Origin of the sequence: Streptomyces erythrochromogenes, assembly GCF_036170895.1 — a bacterium.
GTDB lineage: Bacteria > Actinomycetota > Actinomycetes > Streptomycetales > Streptomycetaceae > Streptomyces > Streptomyces erythrochromogenes.
On sequence record NZ_CP108036.1, the window covers coordinates 596,575 to 614,213 of the forward strand.

14 protein-coding genes are annotated in these 17,639 nt (G+C 74.2%); 8 read left to right on the plus strand and 6 right to left on the minus strand.

The features are described from left to right. The first annotated feature begins 63 nt into the window (after positions 1–63). Both OHA91_RS02885 and OHA91_RS02890 read left to right on the plus strand, forming a co-directional pair. Positions 64–1,977 (plus strand): ABC transporter ATP-binding protein, encoded by a 1,914-nt coding sequence (locus OHA91_RS02885; RefSeq protein ID WP_328738493.1) that lies wholly within the window; start codon positions 64–66, stop codon positions 1,975–1,977. A 7-nt stretch (positions 1,978–1,984) separates the two neighbouring features. After that, positions 1,985–2,371: a VOC family protein gene (locus OHA91_RS02890; RefSeq protein WP_266495881.1), complete on the plus strand. Its 387-nt coding sequence runs from the start codon at positions 1,985–1,987 to the stop codon at positions 2,369–2,371. Positions 2,372–2,478: 107 nt separating this feature from the next. Here OHA91_RS02890 and OHA91_RS02895 read toward each other — a convergent pair whose 3' ends face one another. Continuing rightward, positions 2,479–2,826, minus strand: a complete 348-nt coding sequence (locus OHA91_RS02895; protein WP_266495878.1) for a hypothetical protein — start codon at positions 2,824–2,826, stop codon at positions 2,479–2,481. 136 nt (positions 2,827–2,962) lie between these two features. Between OHA91_RS02895 and OHA91_RS02900 the strand changes: the two genes are divergently transcribed. Then, on the plus strand, positions 2,963–3,847 hold the full coding sequence (locus OHA91_RS02900) for a sigma-70 family RNA polymerase sigma factor (RefSeq protein WP_328738494.1): 885 nt from the start codon (positions 2,963–2,965) through the stop codon (positions 3,845–3,847). A gap of 97 nt (positions 3,848–3,944) precedes the next feature. Continuing rightward, a complete protein-coding gene (locus tag OHA91_RS02905) occupies positions 3,945–5,183 on the plus strand; it encodes a hypothetical protein (RefSeq protein WP_328738495.1) in 1,239 nt (412 codons plus the stop codon). 69 nt (positions 5,184–5,252) lie between these two features. Here the strand turns inward: OHA91_RS02905 and OHA91_RS02910 are convergent, their stop codons facing one another. Next, positions 5,253–5,975, minus strand: a complete 723-nt coding sequence (locus OHA91_RS02910) for a FadR/GntR family transcriptional regulator (protein WP_266495871.1) — start codon at positions 5,973–5,975, stop codon at positions 5,253–5,255. Positions 5,976–6,106: 131 nt separating this feature from the next. Here OHA91_RS02910 and OHA91_RS02915 point away from each other — a divergent pair, with 131 nt between their 5' ends. Next, complete coding sequence (locus tag OHA91_RS02915) at positions 6,107–6,628, plus strand: gluconokinase (protein ID WP_266496916.1); 522 nt, start codon at positions 6,107–6,109, stop codon at positions 6,626–6,628. A 12-nt stretch (positions 6,629–6,640) separates the two neighbouring features. Continuing rightward, on the plus strand, positions 6,641–8,044 hold the full coding sequence (locus tag OHA91_RS02920) for a GntT/GntP/DsdX family permease (RefSeq protein WP_328738496.1): 1,404 nt from the start codon (positions 6,641–6,643) through the stop codon (positions 8,042–8,044). Between the two features lie 126 nt (positions 8,045–8,170). On the opposite strand, the gene OHA91_RS02925 is transcribed toward OHA91_RS02920, so the two are convergent. From OHA91_RS02925 to OHA91_RS02940, 4 genes are all read right to left on the minus strand, one after another. Continuing rightward, positions 8,171–9,136 carry a hypothetical protein gene (locus OHA91_RS02925; protein WP_266495866.1) on the minus strand — a complete coding sequence of 322 codons (966 nt, stop codon included), beginning with the start codon at positions 9,134–9,136 and terminating at the stop codon, positions 8,171–8,173. Positions 9,137–9,241: 105 nt separating this feature from the next. Then, positions 9,242–10,864, minus strand: coding sequence for a cytochrome P450 (locus OHA91_RS02930; protein ID WP_328738497.1), 1,623 nt, complete (start codon positions 10,862–10,864; stop codon positions 9,242–9,244). Positions 10,865–10,952: 88 nt separating this feature from the next. After that, the gene (locus OHA91_RS02935; RefSeq protein WP_328738498.1) at positions 10,953–11,792 is read right to left on the minus strand and encodes a serine hydrolase domain-containing protein; all 840 of its coding nucleotides are present in this window, start codon (positions 11,790–11,792) and stop codon (positions 10,953–10,955) included. A gap of 147 nt (positions 11,793–11,939) precedes the next feature. Continuing rightward, entirely contained in the window at positions 11,940–15,545 is a 3,606-nt protein-coding gene (locus tag OHA91_RS02940; protein WP_328738499.1) for a S8 family serine peptidase, read from the minus strand. Positions 15,546–15,744: 199 nt separating this feature from the next. Between OHA91_RS02940 and OHA91_RS02945 the strand changes: the two genes are divergently transcribed. Then, entirely contained in the window at positions 15,745–17,253 is a 1,509-nt protein-coding gene (locus OHA91_RS02945; RefSeq protein WP_328738500.1) for an MFS transporter, read from the plus strand. A 67-nt stretch (positions 17,254–17,320) separates the two neighbouring features. Beyond that, complete coding sequence (locus tag OHA91_RS39810) at positions 17,321–17,605, plus strand: DUF6629 family protein (protein ID WP_381703103.1); 285 nt, start codon at positions 17,321–17,323, stop codon at positions 17,603–17,605. Positions 17,606–17,639 lie beyond the last annotated feature (34 nt).

The following is a 17,639-nucleotide window of genomic DNA, read 5'->3' on the forward strand; positions in this document are numbered from 1 at the left end:
GGTCGGGGGGTCCGGAGCCGAATCCTTGACCTCAAGCTTGGTCGAGGTCCTAGCGTTCGGGTCATGGACATGGAAGTCACCGCTTGGACATCGCTGCACAGCGCGATCAACGCACAGCAGGACCGTCGCCCCCTCTCCCGGGACGGTCTGCGCCGTGTGGCCGCCTTCGCCCGCCCGCACCGGCGCGGGCTCGTTCTCTTCCTCCTGCTGAGCGTGGTGACCGCCCTGCTGGCGGTGGCCACCCCGGTGCTCGCCAGCCGGGTGGTCACCGCCATCGTGGACGGCCGGGACGGCGGCGCGGTGACCCGGCTCGCCCTGCTCATCGCGGTGATCGCGGTCGCGGAGGCGGGGCTGGGGCTGCTGGCCCGCCGGCTCTCCGCCACCCTCGGGGAGGGGCTGATCCTGGACCTGCGGACGGCGGTCTTCGACCACGTGCAGCGGATGCCGGTCGCCTTCTTCACGCGCACGAGGACCGGGGCCCTCGTCAGCCGCCTCAACAACGACGTCATCGGCGCCCAGCGGGCCTTCGCCAACACCCTGTCGGGGGTGGTCGGGAACACCGTGACCCTGCTGCTGACCCTCACCGTGATGCTGAGCATCTCCTGGCAGATCACCCTGCTGGCGCTGGTGCTGCTGCCCGTGTTCGTCCTGCCGGCCCGCCGGATGGGGGCGCGGATGGCGGCGATGCAGCGGGAGGCCTCGGCGCTGAACGCAGCGATGGGCACCCAGATGACCGAGCGGTTCTCGGCGCCCGGCGCGACGCTGGTCAAGCTGTTCGGGCGGCCCGCCGACGAGTCCGCGGAGTTCGCGGTACGGGCGGCGCGGGTGCGGGACATCGGGATCCGCACGGCGATGGCCCAGTCGGCCTTCATCACGGCCCTCACCCTGGTCTCGGCGCTGGCCCTGGCGCTCGTCTACGGACTCGGCGGGTACTACGCCCTGCGCGGGAGCCTGGACGCCGGTTCCGTCGTCGCCCTGGCCCTGCTCCTGACCCGGCTGTACGCCCCGCTGACCTCGCTCGCCGGCGCCCGCGTCGAGGTGATGAGCGCGCTGGTGAGCTTCGAGCGGGTCTTCGAGATCCTCGACCTGAAGCCCCTCATCACGCAGAAGCCGGACGCCCGCCGGGTGCCGGAGGGCCCGGTGACCGTGGAGTTCGACCGGGTGTCCTTCGGCTACCCGGCCGCCGACAAGGTCTCGCTCGCCTCGCTGGAGGAGGTCGCCGCGCTCGACGCCCGGGGCGGTACGCAGGTCCTGCACGAGGTGTCCTTCCGGGCCGAGCCCGGCCGGATGATCGCCCTGGTGGGTTCGTCCGGCGCCGGCAAGTCCACCATCGCGCAGCTGCTGCCGCGGCTGTACGACGCCGACGCGGGCGCGGTCCGGCTCGGCGGGGTCGACGTACGGGACCTGACGGCCGAATCGATCCGCGAGACCCTCGGCATGGTCACCCAGGACGGGCACCTCTTCCACGAGTCGGTACGGGCCAACCTGCTGCTGGCCCGGCCGGACGCCACCGAGGAGGAGATCTGGGAGGCCCTGCACAGGTCCCGGCTGGACGGCCTGGTCGCCTCGCTGCCGGACGGTCTGGACACGGTGGTCGGGGAGCGCGGCTACCGGCTGTCGGGCGGCGAGCGGCAGCGGCTGACCATCGCCCGGCTGCTGCTGGCCCGGCAGCGGGTCGTGGTCCTCGACGAGGCCACCGCGCACCTGGACTCGACCTCGGAAGCGGCGGTGCAGGAGGCCCTGGGCGAGGCCCTGGCGGGTCGCACCGCCGTGGTGATCGCGCACCGGCTGTCGACGGTGCAGGCGGCCGACCTGATCCTCGTGGTGGAGGAAGGCCGGATCGTGGAACGGGGCACGCACACCGAGCTGCTGGCGGCGGGCGGCCGGTACGAGGAGCTGTACCGCACGCAGTTCGCCGCGGCGGACACGCCCGCCGGAACGGAATCCGGCGGTGCGGCACCGGTGCGGGGAGCATGATGCTGTGATGGACATCAAACTGGAACTCGTCGCCGTGCCCGTCACCGATGTCGACCGGGCCAAGGCCTTCTACGAGAAGATCGGCTTCAACGCCGACCACGACGTCACCGTCAGCGAGGACATCAGGTTCGTGCAGCTGACCCCGCCGGGGTCGGCCTGCTCGATCGCGATCGGCAAGGGCCTCACCCGGATGACCCCGGGAGCCCTCGACAACATGCAGGTCGTCGTCACCGACATCGAGGAGGCGTACGAGGACCTGCGCGGCCGGGGAGTCGAGGTGACGGAGATCCAGGACCTGCCGTGGGGCTCCTTCGTCTACTTCTCCGACCCGGACGGCAACGGCTGGGCGGTCCAGCAGACCACGCCGCGCAAGTCGGCTGAACCCGGCCCGTGAGGTCCGCCGGCCGCGGCGGCGGCCGCGGGACGTCGCGCCGCACGGTGCGGGGAGCACCGTGCGGCGGGGGCAGGCGGGTCCGGCGGCGTGAGCCGGGTCCGGCGGGGTCAGGCCCGGGCTGCGGCGTGGTGGTGGTCGAGCTCCCAGGCGTGGTGCTTGAACTCGTGGCGGAAGTCGGCGTGGTCCTCCCACTGGCGGGCGATGCCGCGCAGCACGTCCCAGTGGTGCTCGACGGACTGGTCGATGACGCGGCGCACGGCCGGCTCGGCGGAATCCCGCTTCTCGATGAGGCCCTTGACGGCCGAGGCCTCCAGGACGGAGTTGCGCAGGGCGCGCAGCGCACGGGAGGTGTCTTCCATCGAGAAGCCGTGCTCGCTGCCCGTCGCCTCGTCGAACAGCGGGGTGAGCCGCGCCTCGATGAAAGCGGTGATCCGCTCGAAGTGCTGCACGTCCATCGGGGGCTTCCTCTCCTGCCGGACCACCACGTGACCCGGCGTCTCCACTGCTTGTGCCGTTCGCGGCCATTATGGCCGACGAGCCTTCCCGGTGATCTATTTTGTAGATCCACGGCGAGGAGGGGACGTGGTACGGGTGGACGGGCATGCAACGCCGACGGAGCGGTTCGAAGAGCACCGCTCTCATCTCAGGGCGGTGTCCTACCGAATGCTGGGTTCGCTCTCCGAGGCCGACGACGCCGTTCAGGAGGCGTGGCTGCGCCTGAGTCGCTCCGACGTCGGCGAGGTGGCGAACCTCGGCGGGTGGCTGACCACGGTCGTGTCTCGGGTGTGCCTGAACATGCTGCGCTCGCGCGCGACCCGGCGCGAGGACCCGCTGGACGCCTGGTCCACCGACCCCGCCGCCGGCCGCGAGGACACCGTCGACCCCGAGCAGGAGGCCGTGATGGCCGACTCGGTCGGGCTCACCCTGCTGGTGGTGCTCGACACCCTGACGCCCGCCGAACGCCTCGCGTTCGTGCTGCACGACCTGTTCGCCGTGTCCTTCGACGAGATCGCCCCGCTGCTCGGCAAGACCCCCGCGGCCACCCGCCAGCTCGCCAGCCGCGCCCGCCGCAGGGTCAAGGGGGCCCCGCTGGTGTCCGAGGGCGACCTGGCGCGCCGGCGCCGCGTCGTGGAGGCCTTCCTCGCCGCCACCCGCGGCGGGAACTTCGACGACCTCGTCTCTCTGCTCCATCCCGACGTGGTGCTCCGGGCCGACCAGGCCGTCGGCCCCACCCCGCGGCCGCTTCTGGTCGCCGGGGCGGTCACCGTCGCCAAGGGCGCCATGGCCGCGATGCAGCGGGCGCGGTCCACGCAGCCGGCGCTGGTGGGCGGCACGGTGGGCATCGCGATGGCTCCGCTGGGTCGGCTGTTCCTGGTACTGGAGTTCACGATCGAGGACGACTTGATCACCGCGATCGACATCACGGCGGAACCGGAGCGCCTCGCCACGCTGGAACTGGCCGTGCTCGACCCCTGAAACCACCGACCGCCCGCCCCGTCCAGGAAGCGGCCGTAGCGATTCCGTGCCGCGGCCGCATCTTCTGGGCCCGGCACGGCGCTCCCATACTGGCGCCGTGACCGACTTCGTCAAGCACCTGCCCCGGGCATCGATACCCGAGGGCGCGGTCCGGTTCTGGGACGTCGACGGCGCCCGGCGCTGGCTCGGCGCCCGGGCCCCGGCCGCTTTCGCACCCGTCCGCGGAGCCTGGCTCCTCGGCACTCTGGTCATCCTCTCCCTCGTCCTGACGTCCTGGAACGGCGCGCAGGCCGCCGGTCTCGCCGCCGGCCGGCCCGGTTACGCCCTGGTCGTCCTACTGGCCGCCCTGCCGGTTTGGTTCCGGTACCTGCCCGCGGGCGTCCTGGCCGCCGCTCCCGTCCTCGCCGCGGACGCCGCCCTCGCGGCGGCCCGCGTCTCCGGCGTCGCGGGCAGGACCGGCCGGGCCCTGGTCGTCGCCGGCTGCGCGTGGGCGTTCACCGGGGCCCTGCTGCGGCTGCGCGCCCGCCGCCGCCAGCGCGAACTGTCCCTCGCCGCCGCCGGATCGGCCCGGTTCGCGCTGCCGTCCCCGCTCCCGGCCGCGCACCGGCGCCGCGGGCTGACGGGCATCGTCCTCGGATCCCTGTGCTGTGCCGCGGCCGCCGTGGCCCTGGCGGGGACGCGGGTGCACCCGGACCCGTACGACCTGTCCGGCCGGCAGGTGTTCGCCGGGGCGCTGCTGGTCGTCGGCTCGGCGCTGCTCGGCCGGGGACTGGGCAGTCACCGGGCGGCGCGGCGCCTGCACGCCCGGCCGCAGCCCGCGCTGCTGGTCGGCGTGCGCAAGGCTCCGTCGGGGCACCTCTGGCTGTACCCGGACGCCGCCACCCGCAGCGCTCCCCCGCTGATCTCCCACTCCGGGACGGCCCGGAACTCCCGCACGGGACAGCGCACGCTCTTCGCCGGCTCCGGACGGAGCCTGCGCACGGCGCACCACGACGTCGACCTCCTTGCGGAGCCGGTCGAGGCCGTCCTCTACGGGGTCGTGCACGAGGGGGCCGAAGTCGTCCTGGAATGCGCCGTCTACGAGGGCGACACCCGGCTCGTCCCGCAGGTGACCGCCGCTCCGCTGCTGACGCGCCGCCGCCACGGGCTGCCCGGTTGGCAGCCGTCCACCACGTCGTTCCGCGAGCGCGTACGGGAACGGCAGCGCCTGGCGCGCGAGATGCAGGCGGAACGGGACCGGCAGCGCAAGGAGTCGCGAGGCTCCGACACCTCGGCTGCCGGCTGCGGCGGCGGCGACTGCGGCGGAGGCTGCGGCGGGTGCGGGGGGTGCGGCTGACGAATCCTCCAGGGGCGTCTTGTCGATCAGGCCGGATCAGGGAGCGCGGCATGATCGGCGGGACGGCCCTCAGGGGGTGAGCAGGACGTCCAGTTCCTCCAGTGCGCCCTCGGCGATCCGCCGGGTCAGCGCCTCGGCGCGGGCGGCGTCGCCCTCGCGCACCGCCTCGGCCACCTGGACGTGCAGGGTGACGGCGGCGGGGTCGGGGTCGTGGAACATCACCTCGTGTTCGGTGCGCCCTGTCAGGACCTCGGCGACGACGTCCCCGAGCCGGGCGAACATCTCGTTCCCCGAGGCGTTCAGCACCACGCGGTGGAACGCGATGTCGTGCTGCAGATAGCCCTCGAGCTGGTGGCCGCGCGAGGTGCGGACCATGCCGAGGGCCGCCGCGGTGAGGTCGGCGCAGTGCTGCGGCGTGGCCAGGGTCGCGGCCAGGCCGGCCGCCACCGGCTCGATGGCGGAGCGCAGCACGGTGAGGGAGCGCAGCTGCCGGGGCCGGTCGGGGCCGGCCAGCCGCCAGCGGATCACCCGCGGGTCGTAGACGTTCCACGTGGCGGTCGGGCGCACCGTGACGCCGACGCGGCGGCGGGACTCGACCAGGTGCATCGACTCCAGCACGCGGACGACCTCGCGCACCACCGTGCGGGAGGCGTCGAAGCGTTCGGCGATCTCGTCGGTGCGCAGGACGCTGCCCGGGGGATACTCCCCCGCGGCGATGGCGAGGCCGATCGTGTCCAGCACGTGGGAGTGGAGGCCCTGGCCGGGACCGCTTTCGGCGCCTTCGGTGGTCATGGCGCAAGCATACGGTGACGACCCGTCGGGCAAAAGATGTGACGTTTTCGGCCCTGGGCTTGAATACGTAGTACTTAATGCGCTTCAGTGGTGCCGCACGAACCGATGTCGACGAGGACAGCGAGGTGGACGTGAGCACCCAGCGCGTCATTGTGGTGATGGGCGTGGCCGGCACGGGCAAGACGACCGTGGGCCGGCTGCTCGCGCAACGTCTCGGCCTTCCCTACGCGGAGGGCGACGCCTTCCACCCGGCGGCCAACGTCGCCAAGATGGCGGCCGGCCACCCGCTGGACGACGTGGACCGGTGGCCCTGGCTGGACGCCGTGGGCGAGTGGATCCGCAACCGCGCCGGGATGAGCGGCGGTGTGATCGCCGCGTCCTCGCTCAAGCGCGTCTACCGCGACCGGCTGCGCGCAGCGGCCCCCCGGGCCGTCTTCGTGCATCTCACCGGTGAACGGGCGCTGATCGAGGAGCGGATGGCGGCGCGCAAGGGCCACTTCATGCCCACCACCCTGCTGGAGTCGCAGTTCGCCACGCTGGAGCCGCTCCAGGACGACGAGCTCGGCGTCGCGGTCGACGTGGCCGGGTCTCCGGAAGACGTCACCGAGCGGGCCCTGGCCGCGCTGGGCCGGCTCGACACACCCGAGAGCTGAGGGAACGTCACCGTGACCAGTCTCAGCGTCCCGGCACTGGCGGCCGCCGCCGGCACCGTGCCGATCACCTCCGCCGGCAACACCCGGCTCGGGATCGCCGTCCTCGCCGCCATCGCCCTCATCGTCCTGCTCATCACCCGCCTCAAACTGCACGCCTTCCTGGCGCTCACGCTCGGCTCGCTGGCCCTCGGGGTCTTCGCGGGCGCGCCCCCGGCCAAGACCATCGCCAGCTTCACCGCCGGACTCGGTGCCACGGTCGCGGGAGTCGGCGTACTGATCGCGCTCGGCGCGATCCTCGGCAAGCTGCTCGCGGACTCGGGCGGCGCGGACGAGATCGTCGACACCATCCTGGCCCGCGCCAAGGGCCGGGCCATGCCGTGGGCGATGGTGCTCATCGCGTCGGTGATCGGGCTGCCGCTCTTCTTCGAGGTCGGCATCGTGCTGCTGATCCCGGTGGTGCTGCTCGTGGCCAAGCGGGGGAACTACTCCCTGATGCGGATCGGCATCCCGGCGCTGGCCGGCCTGTCCGTGATGCACGGCCTGATACCGCCGCACCCCGGACCCCTCGTCGCCATCGACGCGCTCCACGCGAACCTGGGCGTCACCCTCGCGCTCGGAGTGGTCGTCGCCATCCCGACCGTGATCATCGCCGGGCCGCTGTTCTCCCGGTACGCGGCGCGGTGGGTGGACATCCCGGCGCCGGAGGAGATGGTCGCCCGGGCCCGCCCCTCGGCCGAGCCGGGGCACCGACCGCGGTTCGGGGCGACGGTGTTCACCGTGCTGCTGCCCGTGGCCCTGATGCTGGTCAAGGCCCTGGTCGACATCGTGGTCGACGATCCCGCGAACCCCGTGCAGCGCGTGGCCGACGTCGCCGGCTCCCCGCTGAACGCACTGCTCGCGGCCGTGCTGGTGGGCATGTTCACCCTCGGCCGGGCGGCCGGCTTCACCCGGGCCCGGATCTCGGTGACGGTGGAGAAGTCGCTCGCCCCGATCGCCGGAATCCTGCTGATCGTCGGCGCCGGCGGCGGCTTCAAGCAGACCCTCATCGACGTGGGCGTGGGCCGGATGATCCTGGACCTGTCGCAGAACTGGGCCGTCCCGACCCTGCTGCTGGCCTGGCTGATCGCCGTGGCCATCCGGCTGGCCACGGGCTCGGCGACCGTGGCCACCATCTCGGCGGCCGGTCTGGTGGCCCCGCTCGCGGCGGACATGTCCACCACCGGGACCGCACTGCTGGTCCTCGCCATCGGCTCCGGCTCGCTCTTCTTCAGCCACGTCAACGACGCCGGTTTCTGGCTGGTCAAGGAGTACTTCGGGATGACCGTCGGGCAGACCGTGAAGACCTGGTCGGTGATGGAGACGGTGATCTCGGTGGTAGGCCTGGGCTGCGTCCTGCTGCTGTCACTCGTGCTGTAGGTCCTGCCGGCCCTGCAGCCGTCACGGGTCCTGCAGCCGGCACGGTCCTGGAGCCGTCACGGGTCCTGCAGCCGGCACGGTCCTGGAGCCGTCACGGGTCCTGCAGCCGGCACGGTCCTGGAGCCGTCACGGGTCCTGCAGTTGGGCGGCGGCGAGGGCGAGGCCGCCCGCCGCCGTCGCGCAGCGGGCTGCGAGGTTCTCGACCTCGGCGCGCAGGGCCTCCGTCTCCCGGCCCTGCCATCCCGGCGACCAGGCCGCGGCCCTGCGCAGGTGGACCGCGTGCGTGCGCAGCGCGGCGGCGTGGCCCTGCAGGCTCCCGCCCTGGGGCCGCGGCGCCGGCCGGAGCGGCCGCGGCCGCTGGGGCGGCCGGTCCGCGACACGGCGCCGGACGACGGGACCGCGATCGGGGGCCGGCCCCGCCGGGGGCCGTACGGGCAGACCCGGGCCGCTGTCGCAGAAGGCCCACAGGGCGGCGCCGAGTCCGAGGAGCGGCCGGGCCGGCTCGGCCCGGCCCGTGGCGACCTGCCAGCCGGCGTGGTCGTTGAAGGGGTTCGCGTCGGTCAGGGCGTTCCAGGCGAGGATGTCGGCGAACGACGGCGCCAGCAGGGAGAACGCGTGCTCGGCGCCCCGCTCGCGCATGATGCCGCGGAACAGCCGGACGGCCTCGGCCTGGCGGCCGGCCTCGACGGCCCGCAGGACCGCCGCGGTGCCGGGGTCCTCCCGGAGTTCGGGGCGGTCCGTGCTCGCCGCCCGGATCCGGGCCTTGAGTCCGCAGACGGCGATGCTGATGGCGAGGCTCTCCCGGCCGGCCAGGACTCCTGCGAGACGGCCGGCGCGAGCCGCGCCCCGGCCGCGCGCAGCCCAGCCGAGGCCCGCCGGATCGGTGAGGGTGCGCAGCAGGGTGCGCCAACCCCGCCTGCTGCGGCCGCCCCTGGCGAGCGCCGTCACGGGCAGGCGGGCGCCGAAGGCCAGGCCGGAGGCGTAGCGGGCGGCCTCGCCGACCGCGTCGGCGGCGTCGGCAAGTGCGCGGCACGGGGCGTCGAGCTGGTCGGCGTCCGGGGCGGTGGACGCGGAGGTCGCGGCGTCGGACATGGGATCCTCGTGGGTTTCGGCAGGGACGTGAAGGCGTACGGGGCAGGGCGGTGCAGGAGGTGCGGGTCGTGCGGATGAGGCGGCGGCGCCGACGGGGAGACCGCGTCAGCGGCGGGTGAGGACGAGCCGGATGCCGTGCGGATCGAGCGTCACGGGCAGTGGTCCGACCGGGTCCAGGACCGGCCTGACGCCGGTGACCCGGTGGCCCCGCAGCACCTCTGCGCAGAACGCGGCGGTGATCATCAGTCCGAGCTGGTCGCCCGGGCAGCGGCCGCCGCCGTGGCTGAAGGGCGCCATCCGGATGTCCTGGTCGGCCCCCGGGTTCTTCCACCGGCCCGGTACGAAGACATGGGCGGCCGGTACCCGCTCGGGGTCGCGCTGGTGGAACGCGGCGGGCAGGAGCACCGAGGTGCCGGCCGGGTGGCGCACGCCGCGCCATTCGGTCTCGCCGCGGGTGACACGGATCAGGTCGGGCACCACCGGATACAGCCGCAGCGACTCGCGGACGCAGGCCCGCAGCCTGGGCAGTTCGCCCCGGGCCGGCCCGGCGGCGACCTCGGCGGCCGCTTCGGCGGCGGCCGCGTCCTGTTCGCAGGGGTGCGCGCCGAGCAGCAGCAGCGTGCGCAGCACGGTGTCAGGAACGGCGTCCATGGCCAGGAGCCAGAGCCGGGCCTCGTCGCCGGGGTCGACGGCGCCTTCGCGGTCGGTGGGGTCGGCGTGGCGGGCGGCGCGGCCTGCGAGGGTGTCGTCCCCGGCGTGCCGGACGTATTCCCCGATGCGGGCGCGGGCCTTGTCGTGCACCGAGCGCGCGGCGCGCCTCGGGCCGCCGCGCAGGCGCTTGTCCTCGGCACGCAGTTGGGTGAGCCATCCGGCGAGTTCGTCGTCCTCGGCGGCGGGGTCGCCGAGGACGATCCGCCGGGCGGCCCTGTTCACGGCGTGCCGGGCGCGGGCGAGTTCGAGGGTGCCGGCGGCGGTGAGGTGCCGGGCCTCTTCGGCGACGGCCCTGAGGATCGGGCCGGCCGCGGGGTGCACGGGCAGTCCGGCGGCCAGCACGTCCTCGTGCATCCGCCGCCGCTCGGCCCGCTGTTCGCCGCGGACGCAGCCGGAGCCGTCCCCGTCGGGGTCGGGCTCGTGCGTGCTCAGGCCCCGGCACTTCTGCGGCGGGTCGGCTGCGAGGACGCTGACGGGTTCGGCGTAGAAGCGGCGCAGGTCCCGCGGGTCGAGGAGGACGAGGAGCGTCTTCCCGGACCGGGTGCGTACGAGCGCGGGCGCGTCCCCGTGGCGTGCGCGCAGCGCGCGGAGCGCGGCGGCGGAGGCGCGCGCCCCGTCCGGCCGCCGGCGGCGGCGCGGGCGGGGCCGGCCGGTGCCGGAGAGCAGGGCGCCGAGGGCGGCGAACACGGTGGTCGCGGCCGCGGGGGACACGGCGGGCACGAGGAGTGCGGCGCGGCCGGCGGGCGCGGCGGGCGCCTTGCGGAGCACCGCCTTCACGGTGGTCCGCAAGGCGGGAGCCTGCGCGCCGAGCGGCGGCGCGGCCGGCCCGGGGTCCGCGGGCGGCGTTCCGGCCCGGGAGGTCGGACCGACGCGCTCTCCGGGGCGCCGGCGGACGGCCGGGCCGCCGTGCGTCCGGGTCTCGCCCCTCGCGGACCGCACCGGCAGCCCGGTCCGTTCCGCGAGGGCCCGTACGCGGGCCTTGATCCCGTCGAGGGCGGCCCCTTGGACCGTACGCATCCGTGTACCTCCGCGGCGGGAACGACGACAACGGTCGGTGACATCGGCATCACCGTACGTCTCGCCTGCGGAGCGCGCGCTCCGAGCGCTACACCTGGGGGATCCCGCCCGGCCCGCTGCTCCGCGTGGATCCGTCCGGGGTGAAGACGGCCTCGCGGAAGGTGGTGCGCAGGGGGCCGCGGGCGGCCGGGAGGAGGACCGCCCAGCGGTGGTGGCGGGGGGAGATCCAGACGGCGGGGCCCGGGTCGGTCGGGGCGTGGTGGGTCCAGACGCCGTGCGGGGCGGGGTGCCAGAGGAGCCCGCGGGCGGGGGTGAGTTCGCCCGTGCGGATGCGGAGGGACTCGGCCGTCCAGGCGCGGGTGAGGGGTGCCGGTGCGGGCGCCCCGCCCCTGTCACCCGGAGCACCCGGAGCACCCGGAGCACGCGGCTCGTTCACATCATTCGGCTCACTCGGCGCGCTCGGGTGCAGGAGGTGCCTCAGGAAGAGGGCGAGGTCGCCGAGGGGTGCGTGGAGGGTGCCGCCGGCGAGGCGGGTGCGGGTCATGCCGAGCGGGTTCCAGACCCGTACGGCCGCGAGCTCGGCGAGGGTGCTGCCGGACAGGTGCTCGACGAGACGGGTGAGGGCGGCCGTGCCGCCGGGGTGGGTGAGGAGGTGGTGGGCGGTGGTCCCGGCGGGGGTGTCCGCCGCGGCCTCGTCCCCGTACGCGGTGAGCGGGGTGTGCAGCCGCAGCGCGCCCTCCTCGACGAGGGTTCCGACGGCCGGCCACAGCGCGAGGACGGCGGTGAGGCCGCCGACGTCGTGGACGTCGTCCGCGGCGCCCGAACCGGCGTGGGGGCCGTCGGGGCCGCCCACGGCCCACACCGCCCCGGGATCGGCGGACTCCACGAGGGCCCGGACGGCGTCTGCCTGGTCGCTCAGGAGCGTCATGGTCGCTCACGCTAACGACCCGGGCCGCGGGCCCGTGGCAGGTCGCGCGGATCCGCCGCTCCCGCCACCCGAATGGGCCGGAAAGCCGCGGTGCCCGGACCGGAAGGAGGGGGCGGGGCCCGCGGGCGGCCCCGCCCCCTCGGCGCACTAGCCCTTGTCCGGGCGGTCGGTCACCCGGAGCGTGTTCAGCAGGGGCTTGCCGAAGCCGGAGTGCGTCACGAAGCGGACGTTGAGCACCCCGTCGGTGACCGTGACCGTGTAGGTGCGGGTCAGGGCCTTGTAGGTGCCCGCCTCCAGGGCGATGTCGAGGGAGGGCAGGACCTGCGTGCCCTCGGCCAGGACGTCGAAGACGCGCTTGTTCGGCTTGGTGGAGGAGAGCTCCGCGAAGCCGAGCTCCACCGTGTATGTGCCGTTCGGCACGTTGTCGAAGCGGTACTCGTACATGCCCTCGCGGGCGTTGCGGAAGAGCCGCTGTTCGTCCGTGCCGGCGATGGTGCGGCCGGTGGACTGGACGGTGCCGTTGCCCTGGTAGCCGTAGGAGCCGGCCGTGTACTTGCGGTCCGGGGACCAGGCGTCGCCGAGGGCGTCGGTGGAGCCGTAGCCGGAGCCCGCGTCCAGGGCGACCTGGTAGCGCGGGACGACGACCTTGACCGGGACGGTGAGGACCGGGGTGCGACCGCTCGCGGAGGTGATCTTCAGGTCGGCGGTCAGGACCGTGCCGGCCGCCAGTCCGGTCGTGTCGACCGAGAGGGTGACCGGCACCTTCCCGCCCGTCGGCAGGTCGCCGGCGGCCGGGGCGGCCGTCAGCCAGGCCGCGTCCTCGGTCACGGTGAACGCCGTGCCCAGGCCCGGGTTGGTGAGGTCCAGGGTCCGGGTCCGCTGCTGGTCGGCCGGGAGCACGACCTCCAGTGCCGGCTTGGACGCCGTCACCTTGCCGGTGCGCAGGGACTGCGTCACCTTCGTGACGTCGGCGGCCTTGACGTCCACCGTGGCCGTGGCGGACTCGTACTGCGCCGCCGCGAGGGAGACGGCCCGCGAGCCGGAGGGGCTCTGGACGACGTACCCGCCGTCGGCGGCCGTGGTCGCCGACACGGCGGTGTCACCCGTGCCGACGGTCACCGTGGCGCCCGCGATGCCGTTGCCGTCGTTGGCGTCGAGCACCCGGCCGGCCACCACGCCGCTCTTGGTCGTGCGGAAGGCGATGGAGAGGCCGCCTGTGATGACCGGGGTGTTGAAGGAGTACTTGAAGGCGTCGGTTCCGGTGGCGTTCTCCACGCCGACCGTGGCCGTGGATCCGCCCTTGATGCCGGTGCCGCCGGTGCCCTTGTAGGAGTAGGTGACGGTGCCGTCCTCGCCGATGGCCGCCGAGAAGGAGAACTTGTCGGCCTGCGCCGACCAGTGGGACACCTCGCGCCACTCGATCACGTAGCTGCGGTGCGGGGCGGTGCCGGTGACCGCGGTGAAGACGCCCGAGCCGCTGCCCGCCGCGCCGACGACGAGGTCGTCCCAGAAGGGGTAGAGGGCCGCGTTGGGCGTGGCCGTGCTCGGGAGGTCGCCGTTGATGTCGCCGGTGTTGTTGCCGCCGAAGCTGACCGTGCCGTTCGTGCCGATCCAGGCCTGGGCGTACGTCTTGCCGTACAGCGGCAGCGGGAAGGGCAGGTCGACCCGTTCGGTGGTGTTGTCGCCGGTCAGCGCGAGCTGCCGGCTCCCCTCCACGTACGGCCGGTCGGCGGTGGCGCAGGCGTAGCCGTAGCCGTCGGTGCGCTCGGGGAGGTTGACGGCGACGGTGGTGTCGCCGCCGACGGTGACCTCGGCCGTGCCGCCGCCGAGGCAGCGGGAGGCGTGGGTGGCGTTCACCCGGTAGGTGCCGTGCGGCAGGGTGACCTCGAAGCGGCCCTGGGCGTCGGCGGTCGCGGTCACCGGGGTGTCGGCGATGGTGACGGCGGCTCCGGCGGCCGGCCCGGAGGCCGAGGCGACGGTGCCGGCGACCTTGCCGGAGGCCGCCTGGGTGAGGGTGAAGTCGCCGGTGGCGGTGGCGTTCTCGGTCACGGTGGCGGTCGCGGTCTGCTGCCCGTAGCCGAACTTGGCCGCGGTCAGGGTGTACTCGCCCACCGAGAGGGCCGGGAAGGAGTAGCTGCCGTCGGCCGCCGTGGTGGCCGTACGGTCGATCGGGCCGTCGGCGGTGACCTTCACGCCCGCGAGGGGCTGGCCGCCGGAGCGGACGGTGCCGCCGAGGGCTCCGAGCGCGCCGCGCGGGGCGGCGTTGACGGCGGCGAGGACGTCGAGGCGGCCCTCTCCGAAGACGTTGTTGTCGGCGGCGTTGCCACCGCACTGGCTGCTGTCGGTGTCCAGGGCGGTGCCGTCCAGGAGCGACTCGGTCTGCGCGATGTCGCCTTCGAGGGACGGGGCGGCGGACCACAGCAGGGCCACGGCGGCCGCGGTGTGCGGCGAGGCCATGGAGGTGCCGGAGAAGGCCTCGTACGCGCCGCCGGGGACGGAGGAGCGGACGTTCACGCCCGGCGCGGAGATGTTCGGCTTGACGATGCCGCCGGGGCCGGCGCCCCGTGAGGAGAAGGACGCGATGGCGTTGTTGATGTCGAAGGCGCCGGAGCTGTAGGAGCTCGCGTAGTCACCGGGTGAGCCGCTGGTGGAGCAGCCGGGTCCGGCGTTGCCGTTGGAGAACGCCGGGAAGATGCCGGCGGCCCGCCAGGTGTCGACGATCTGCTGGTACCAGCTGTCGCCGCCCGTGCCGCCCCAGGAGTTGTTGACGATGTGCGGGGCGAGGTCGGGACGCGGGTTCTGGCCGTTCAGGTCCGTCGGGGCCACGATCCACTGGCCGGAGGCGAGCAGCGAGGCCTCGGAGCAGGAGTTGGACTCGCAGCCCTTGGCGGCGATCCACTTGGCACCGGGGGCGACGCCGATCTTGTTGGCGCCGCCGTCGTCGCCGACCATCGTGCCCATGGTGTGGGTGCCGTGGTCGTTGTTGTCGCACGGTGCGGCGCCGGCGCAGACGCCCGCCGGGTCGAACCAGTTGTAGGCGTGGGAGTGGCTGCCGTCCGCGTTCTTGCCGCGGTACTGGTCGGCCACGGCCGGGTGCGTGAAGTCGACGCCGCTGTCGATGTTGGCGACGACGATGCCCTCGCCGCGGACGCCTATCTGGTCCCACACCTGCGGGGCCTTGATCCGGTCGATGTTCCACTCGACGGCGTCGGCGAGGGCCTTCTCGCGCTTGCCCTCGGCGGGCTTGGGGAGGTCGACCTTGTCGTCGGCGTCGATCCGGGCCACCTCGGGGCGCTGCGCCAGCGTCCCGGCGAGCTTCTCGCTGCCGACGACGCGGACGGCGTTCACGATCCAGTACGAGGTGTACTCGGCCCCCGCGCCGTCCAGTGCCTTGATGACGTCGGCCTGGCTGCGCGCGGCGTGGTCCTTCTTCGTCCTCAGCACCGTCTCGGCCTTGGCGGCGCGGGTCTGCTGCTTCCCCGCGGCGGTGAGGTCGGCGGCGCTGTCGAGATAGACCCAGAAGACGGCCTTGGCGGAGCCGTCGAGCTGGGCGCGGAGCTTGGGTTCGATCTTGCGCTCGGCCGCGCTCGGCGCGCCGGCGCCGGGATCCGGTGCGGCCGCTGCGACGCCCGCGCCGAGCGGGAGGAGCAGGACCGAGGTGAGGGCGGCGAGCGCCGTGCGTAAGGACCGTGCGGACCTGCCCGGCCTTGTGGGCCTCAGGGCTCGTGAGGACCGCTTGTCGCGTTGGGCCACGTGTTGTCTCCTCGTACGCCGTGTGCGAGATGTGCGGGAAGGGTGCGCGTGACGTGCGCGGGTCATGGTGAAGGAGACGTCATGCTCATTACAAGAGGGCCTTATGAGCCGTTCCCGGCCACAGGACACCCCACCTCTCCCCGCAACGCGCCGCCGCGCCCCGGTGGCCCTTCCGCGCCGGGCGGGCCAGCCTGAAGGCATGACCGTGCCCGCCGAGTCGCCTGACACGTCGCCCGAGCCCGCCGTCGCCCTCGCCTCGGCGCGGGGCCGGTGGATCCTGCTGACCACGGTGCTCGGGTCGACCATGGCCATGCTGGACGGGACCGTGGTGAACGTGGCGCTGCCGCGCATCGGAGAGGACCTCGACGCCGATCTGGCGGTCCTGCAGTGGACGGTGAACGCCTACCTGCTGACCCTGGCCGGGCTGATCCTGGTCGGCGGCTCGCTCAGTGACCGCTTCGGGCGTCGCCGGATCTTCACACTCGGCGTGGTCTGGTTCGCCGTCGGCTCGCTGCTGTGCGGCATCGCGCCGAACGCCGGCGTGCTGATCGCCGCCCGGGCCCTGCAGGGCATCGGCGGGGCGCTGCTGGCGCCCGGCTCCCTGGCCCTGATCCAGGCGTCGATCCGCGCCGAGGACCGGGGGCGTGCGATCGGCCTGTGGTCGGGGTTCGGCGGGGTGGGCGCGGCGGTGGGGCCGTTCCTCGGCGGCTGGCTGGTGGACGGGCCCGGCTGGCGGTGGGTCTTCCTGCTGAACGTTCCACTGGCCGCGGTGTGCGTGCCGGTCACCCTGCGGCACGTACCGGAATCCCGGGACGCGCAGGCGCACGGGCGGTTCGACGTGGCCGGCGCGGCACTCGGCGCGGGCGCCCTGGGGCTGGTCACCTACGCCCTGATCGAGGCCCGGTCCGGATCGCCCGCGGTGATCGCCGCGGCGGTGCTCGGGGTCCTGCTGGGCGCCGCCTTCGTGTACGTGGAGCGGCGGCGGGCCGACCCGATGGTGCCGCCGGACATCTTCGCGTCCCGGCTGTTCACCGCCGTCAACCTCGTCACCCTGTGCGTGTACGCGGCCATCGGAGGGTTCTTCTTCCTCGTCGTGCTCCAGCTCCAGGTGGTGTCCGGGTACTCGGCGCTGGCCGCCGGGGCCGCGATGCTGCCCACGACCCTGCTGATGCTCCTGCTGTCGGCGCGCTCGGGTGAGCTCGGCGAGCGGATCGGACCGCGCATCCCGCTCACGGTGGGGCCGGTGCTGTGCGCCGTGGGGACGCTGCTGATGCTGCGCGTAGGGCCCGCGGCCTCCTACGTACAGGACGTGCTGCCCGCGATGGTCGTGATGGGCATGGGCCTGGTGGCCCTGGTCGCCCCGCTGACGTCCACCGTGCTGGCCTCGGTGGACCCCGGCCGGGCGGGGCTGGCCAGCGGCATCAACAACGCGGCGGCGCGCGTCGCCGGGCTGCTCGCGGTGGCGGCGCTGCCGCTGCTGTCCGGAATGGGGCCCGAGTCGTACCGCTCGGCGACCCAGTTCGACGCCGCGTTCGGGCGGGCCATGCTCTGGTGCACCGGGGCGTTCCTGGCCGGCGCCGCCGTGGCCTGGGCGACCGTACGCTCCCCGGCGTCCGAGGCGTGCCACCCGCAGTGCCACACGTACTGCGCGGTGTCGGCCCCGCCGCTCGAACCCCGCGAACGGGGAGACCGTACGGCGCCGGACTGATCCGCGCGCGCTGGAGGGCGACGGCCGAGATCCCGGGCCGCGCCATCGGCCACGGCGTGAATGTTCCGTGGATGCCACGGGTCCTGACGCGCTGTCCGTTCGCCACCCCGGGCGCGCTGCTGCTCGCCGGGACCGGCGGCTGCGGACCCCCGGCAGGGCGCCGGCGGCGGGGGCGCCGACCTGCTCAGCGCCGTGGCGGCTGGAACCCGCCTCCACCCGGTGCGCCTTCGCCGCGGTCGCCCCGCTGCTCGTGCCGGGCCGGGCCCTGGGCCGGGAACCGGCCGTCGGGGACGCCCGATCGACCGAAAGTTACCTAGACGTATGTAGTGACTTCACACGCGGGCAGCAGTAGAACTCGTTCCCATTCCATCGAGAGTGAGGAACGT

Excerpts from the sequence above, each read along its gene's own strand:
- OHA91_RS02895 (WP_266495878.1), bottom strand. The coding sequence starts at position 2,826 with ATGGACGTGCAGCACTTCGAGCGGATCACCGCTTTCATCGAGGCGCGG.
- OHA91_RS02925 (WP_266495866.1), bottom strand. The coding sequence starts at position 9,136 with ATGTCCGACGCCGCGACCTCCGCGTCCACCGCCCCGGACGCCGACCAG.
- OHA91_RS02910 (WP_266495871.1), bottom strand. The coding sequence starts at position 5,975 with ATGACCACCGAAGGCGCCGAAAGCGGTCCCGGCCAGGGCCTCCACTCC.
- OHA91_RS02935 (WP_328738498.1), bottom strand. The coding sequence starts at position 11,792 with ATGACGCTCCTGAGCGACCAGGCAGACGCCGTCCGGGCCCTCGTGGAG.
- OHA91_RS02890 (WP_266495881.1), top strand. The coding sequence starts at position 1,985 with ATGGACATCAAACTGGAACTCGTCGCCGTGCCCGTCACCGATGTCGAC.
- OHA91_RS02930 (WP_328738497.1), bottom strand. The coding sequence starts at position 10,864 with ATGCGTACGGTCCAAGGGGCCGCCCTCGACGGGATCAAGGCCCGCGTA.
- OHA91_RS02945 (WP_328738500.1), top strand. The coding sequence starts at position 15,745 with ATGACCGTGCCCGCCGAGTCGCCTGACACGTCGCCCGAGCCCGCCGTC.
- OHA91_RS02885 (WP_328738493.1), top strand. The coding sequence starts at position 64 with ATGGACATGGAAGTCACCGCTTGGACATCGCTGCACAGCGCGATCAAC.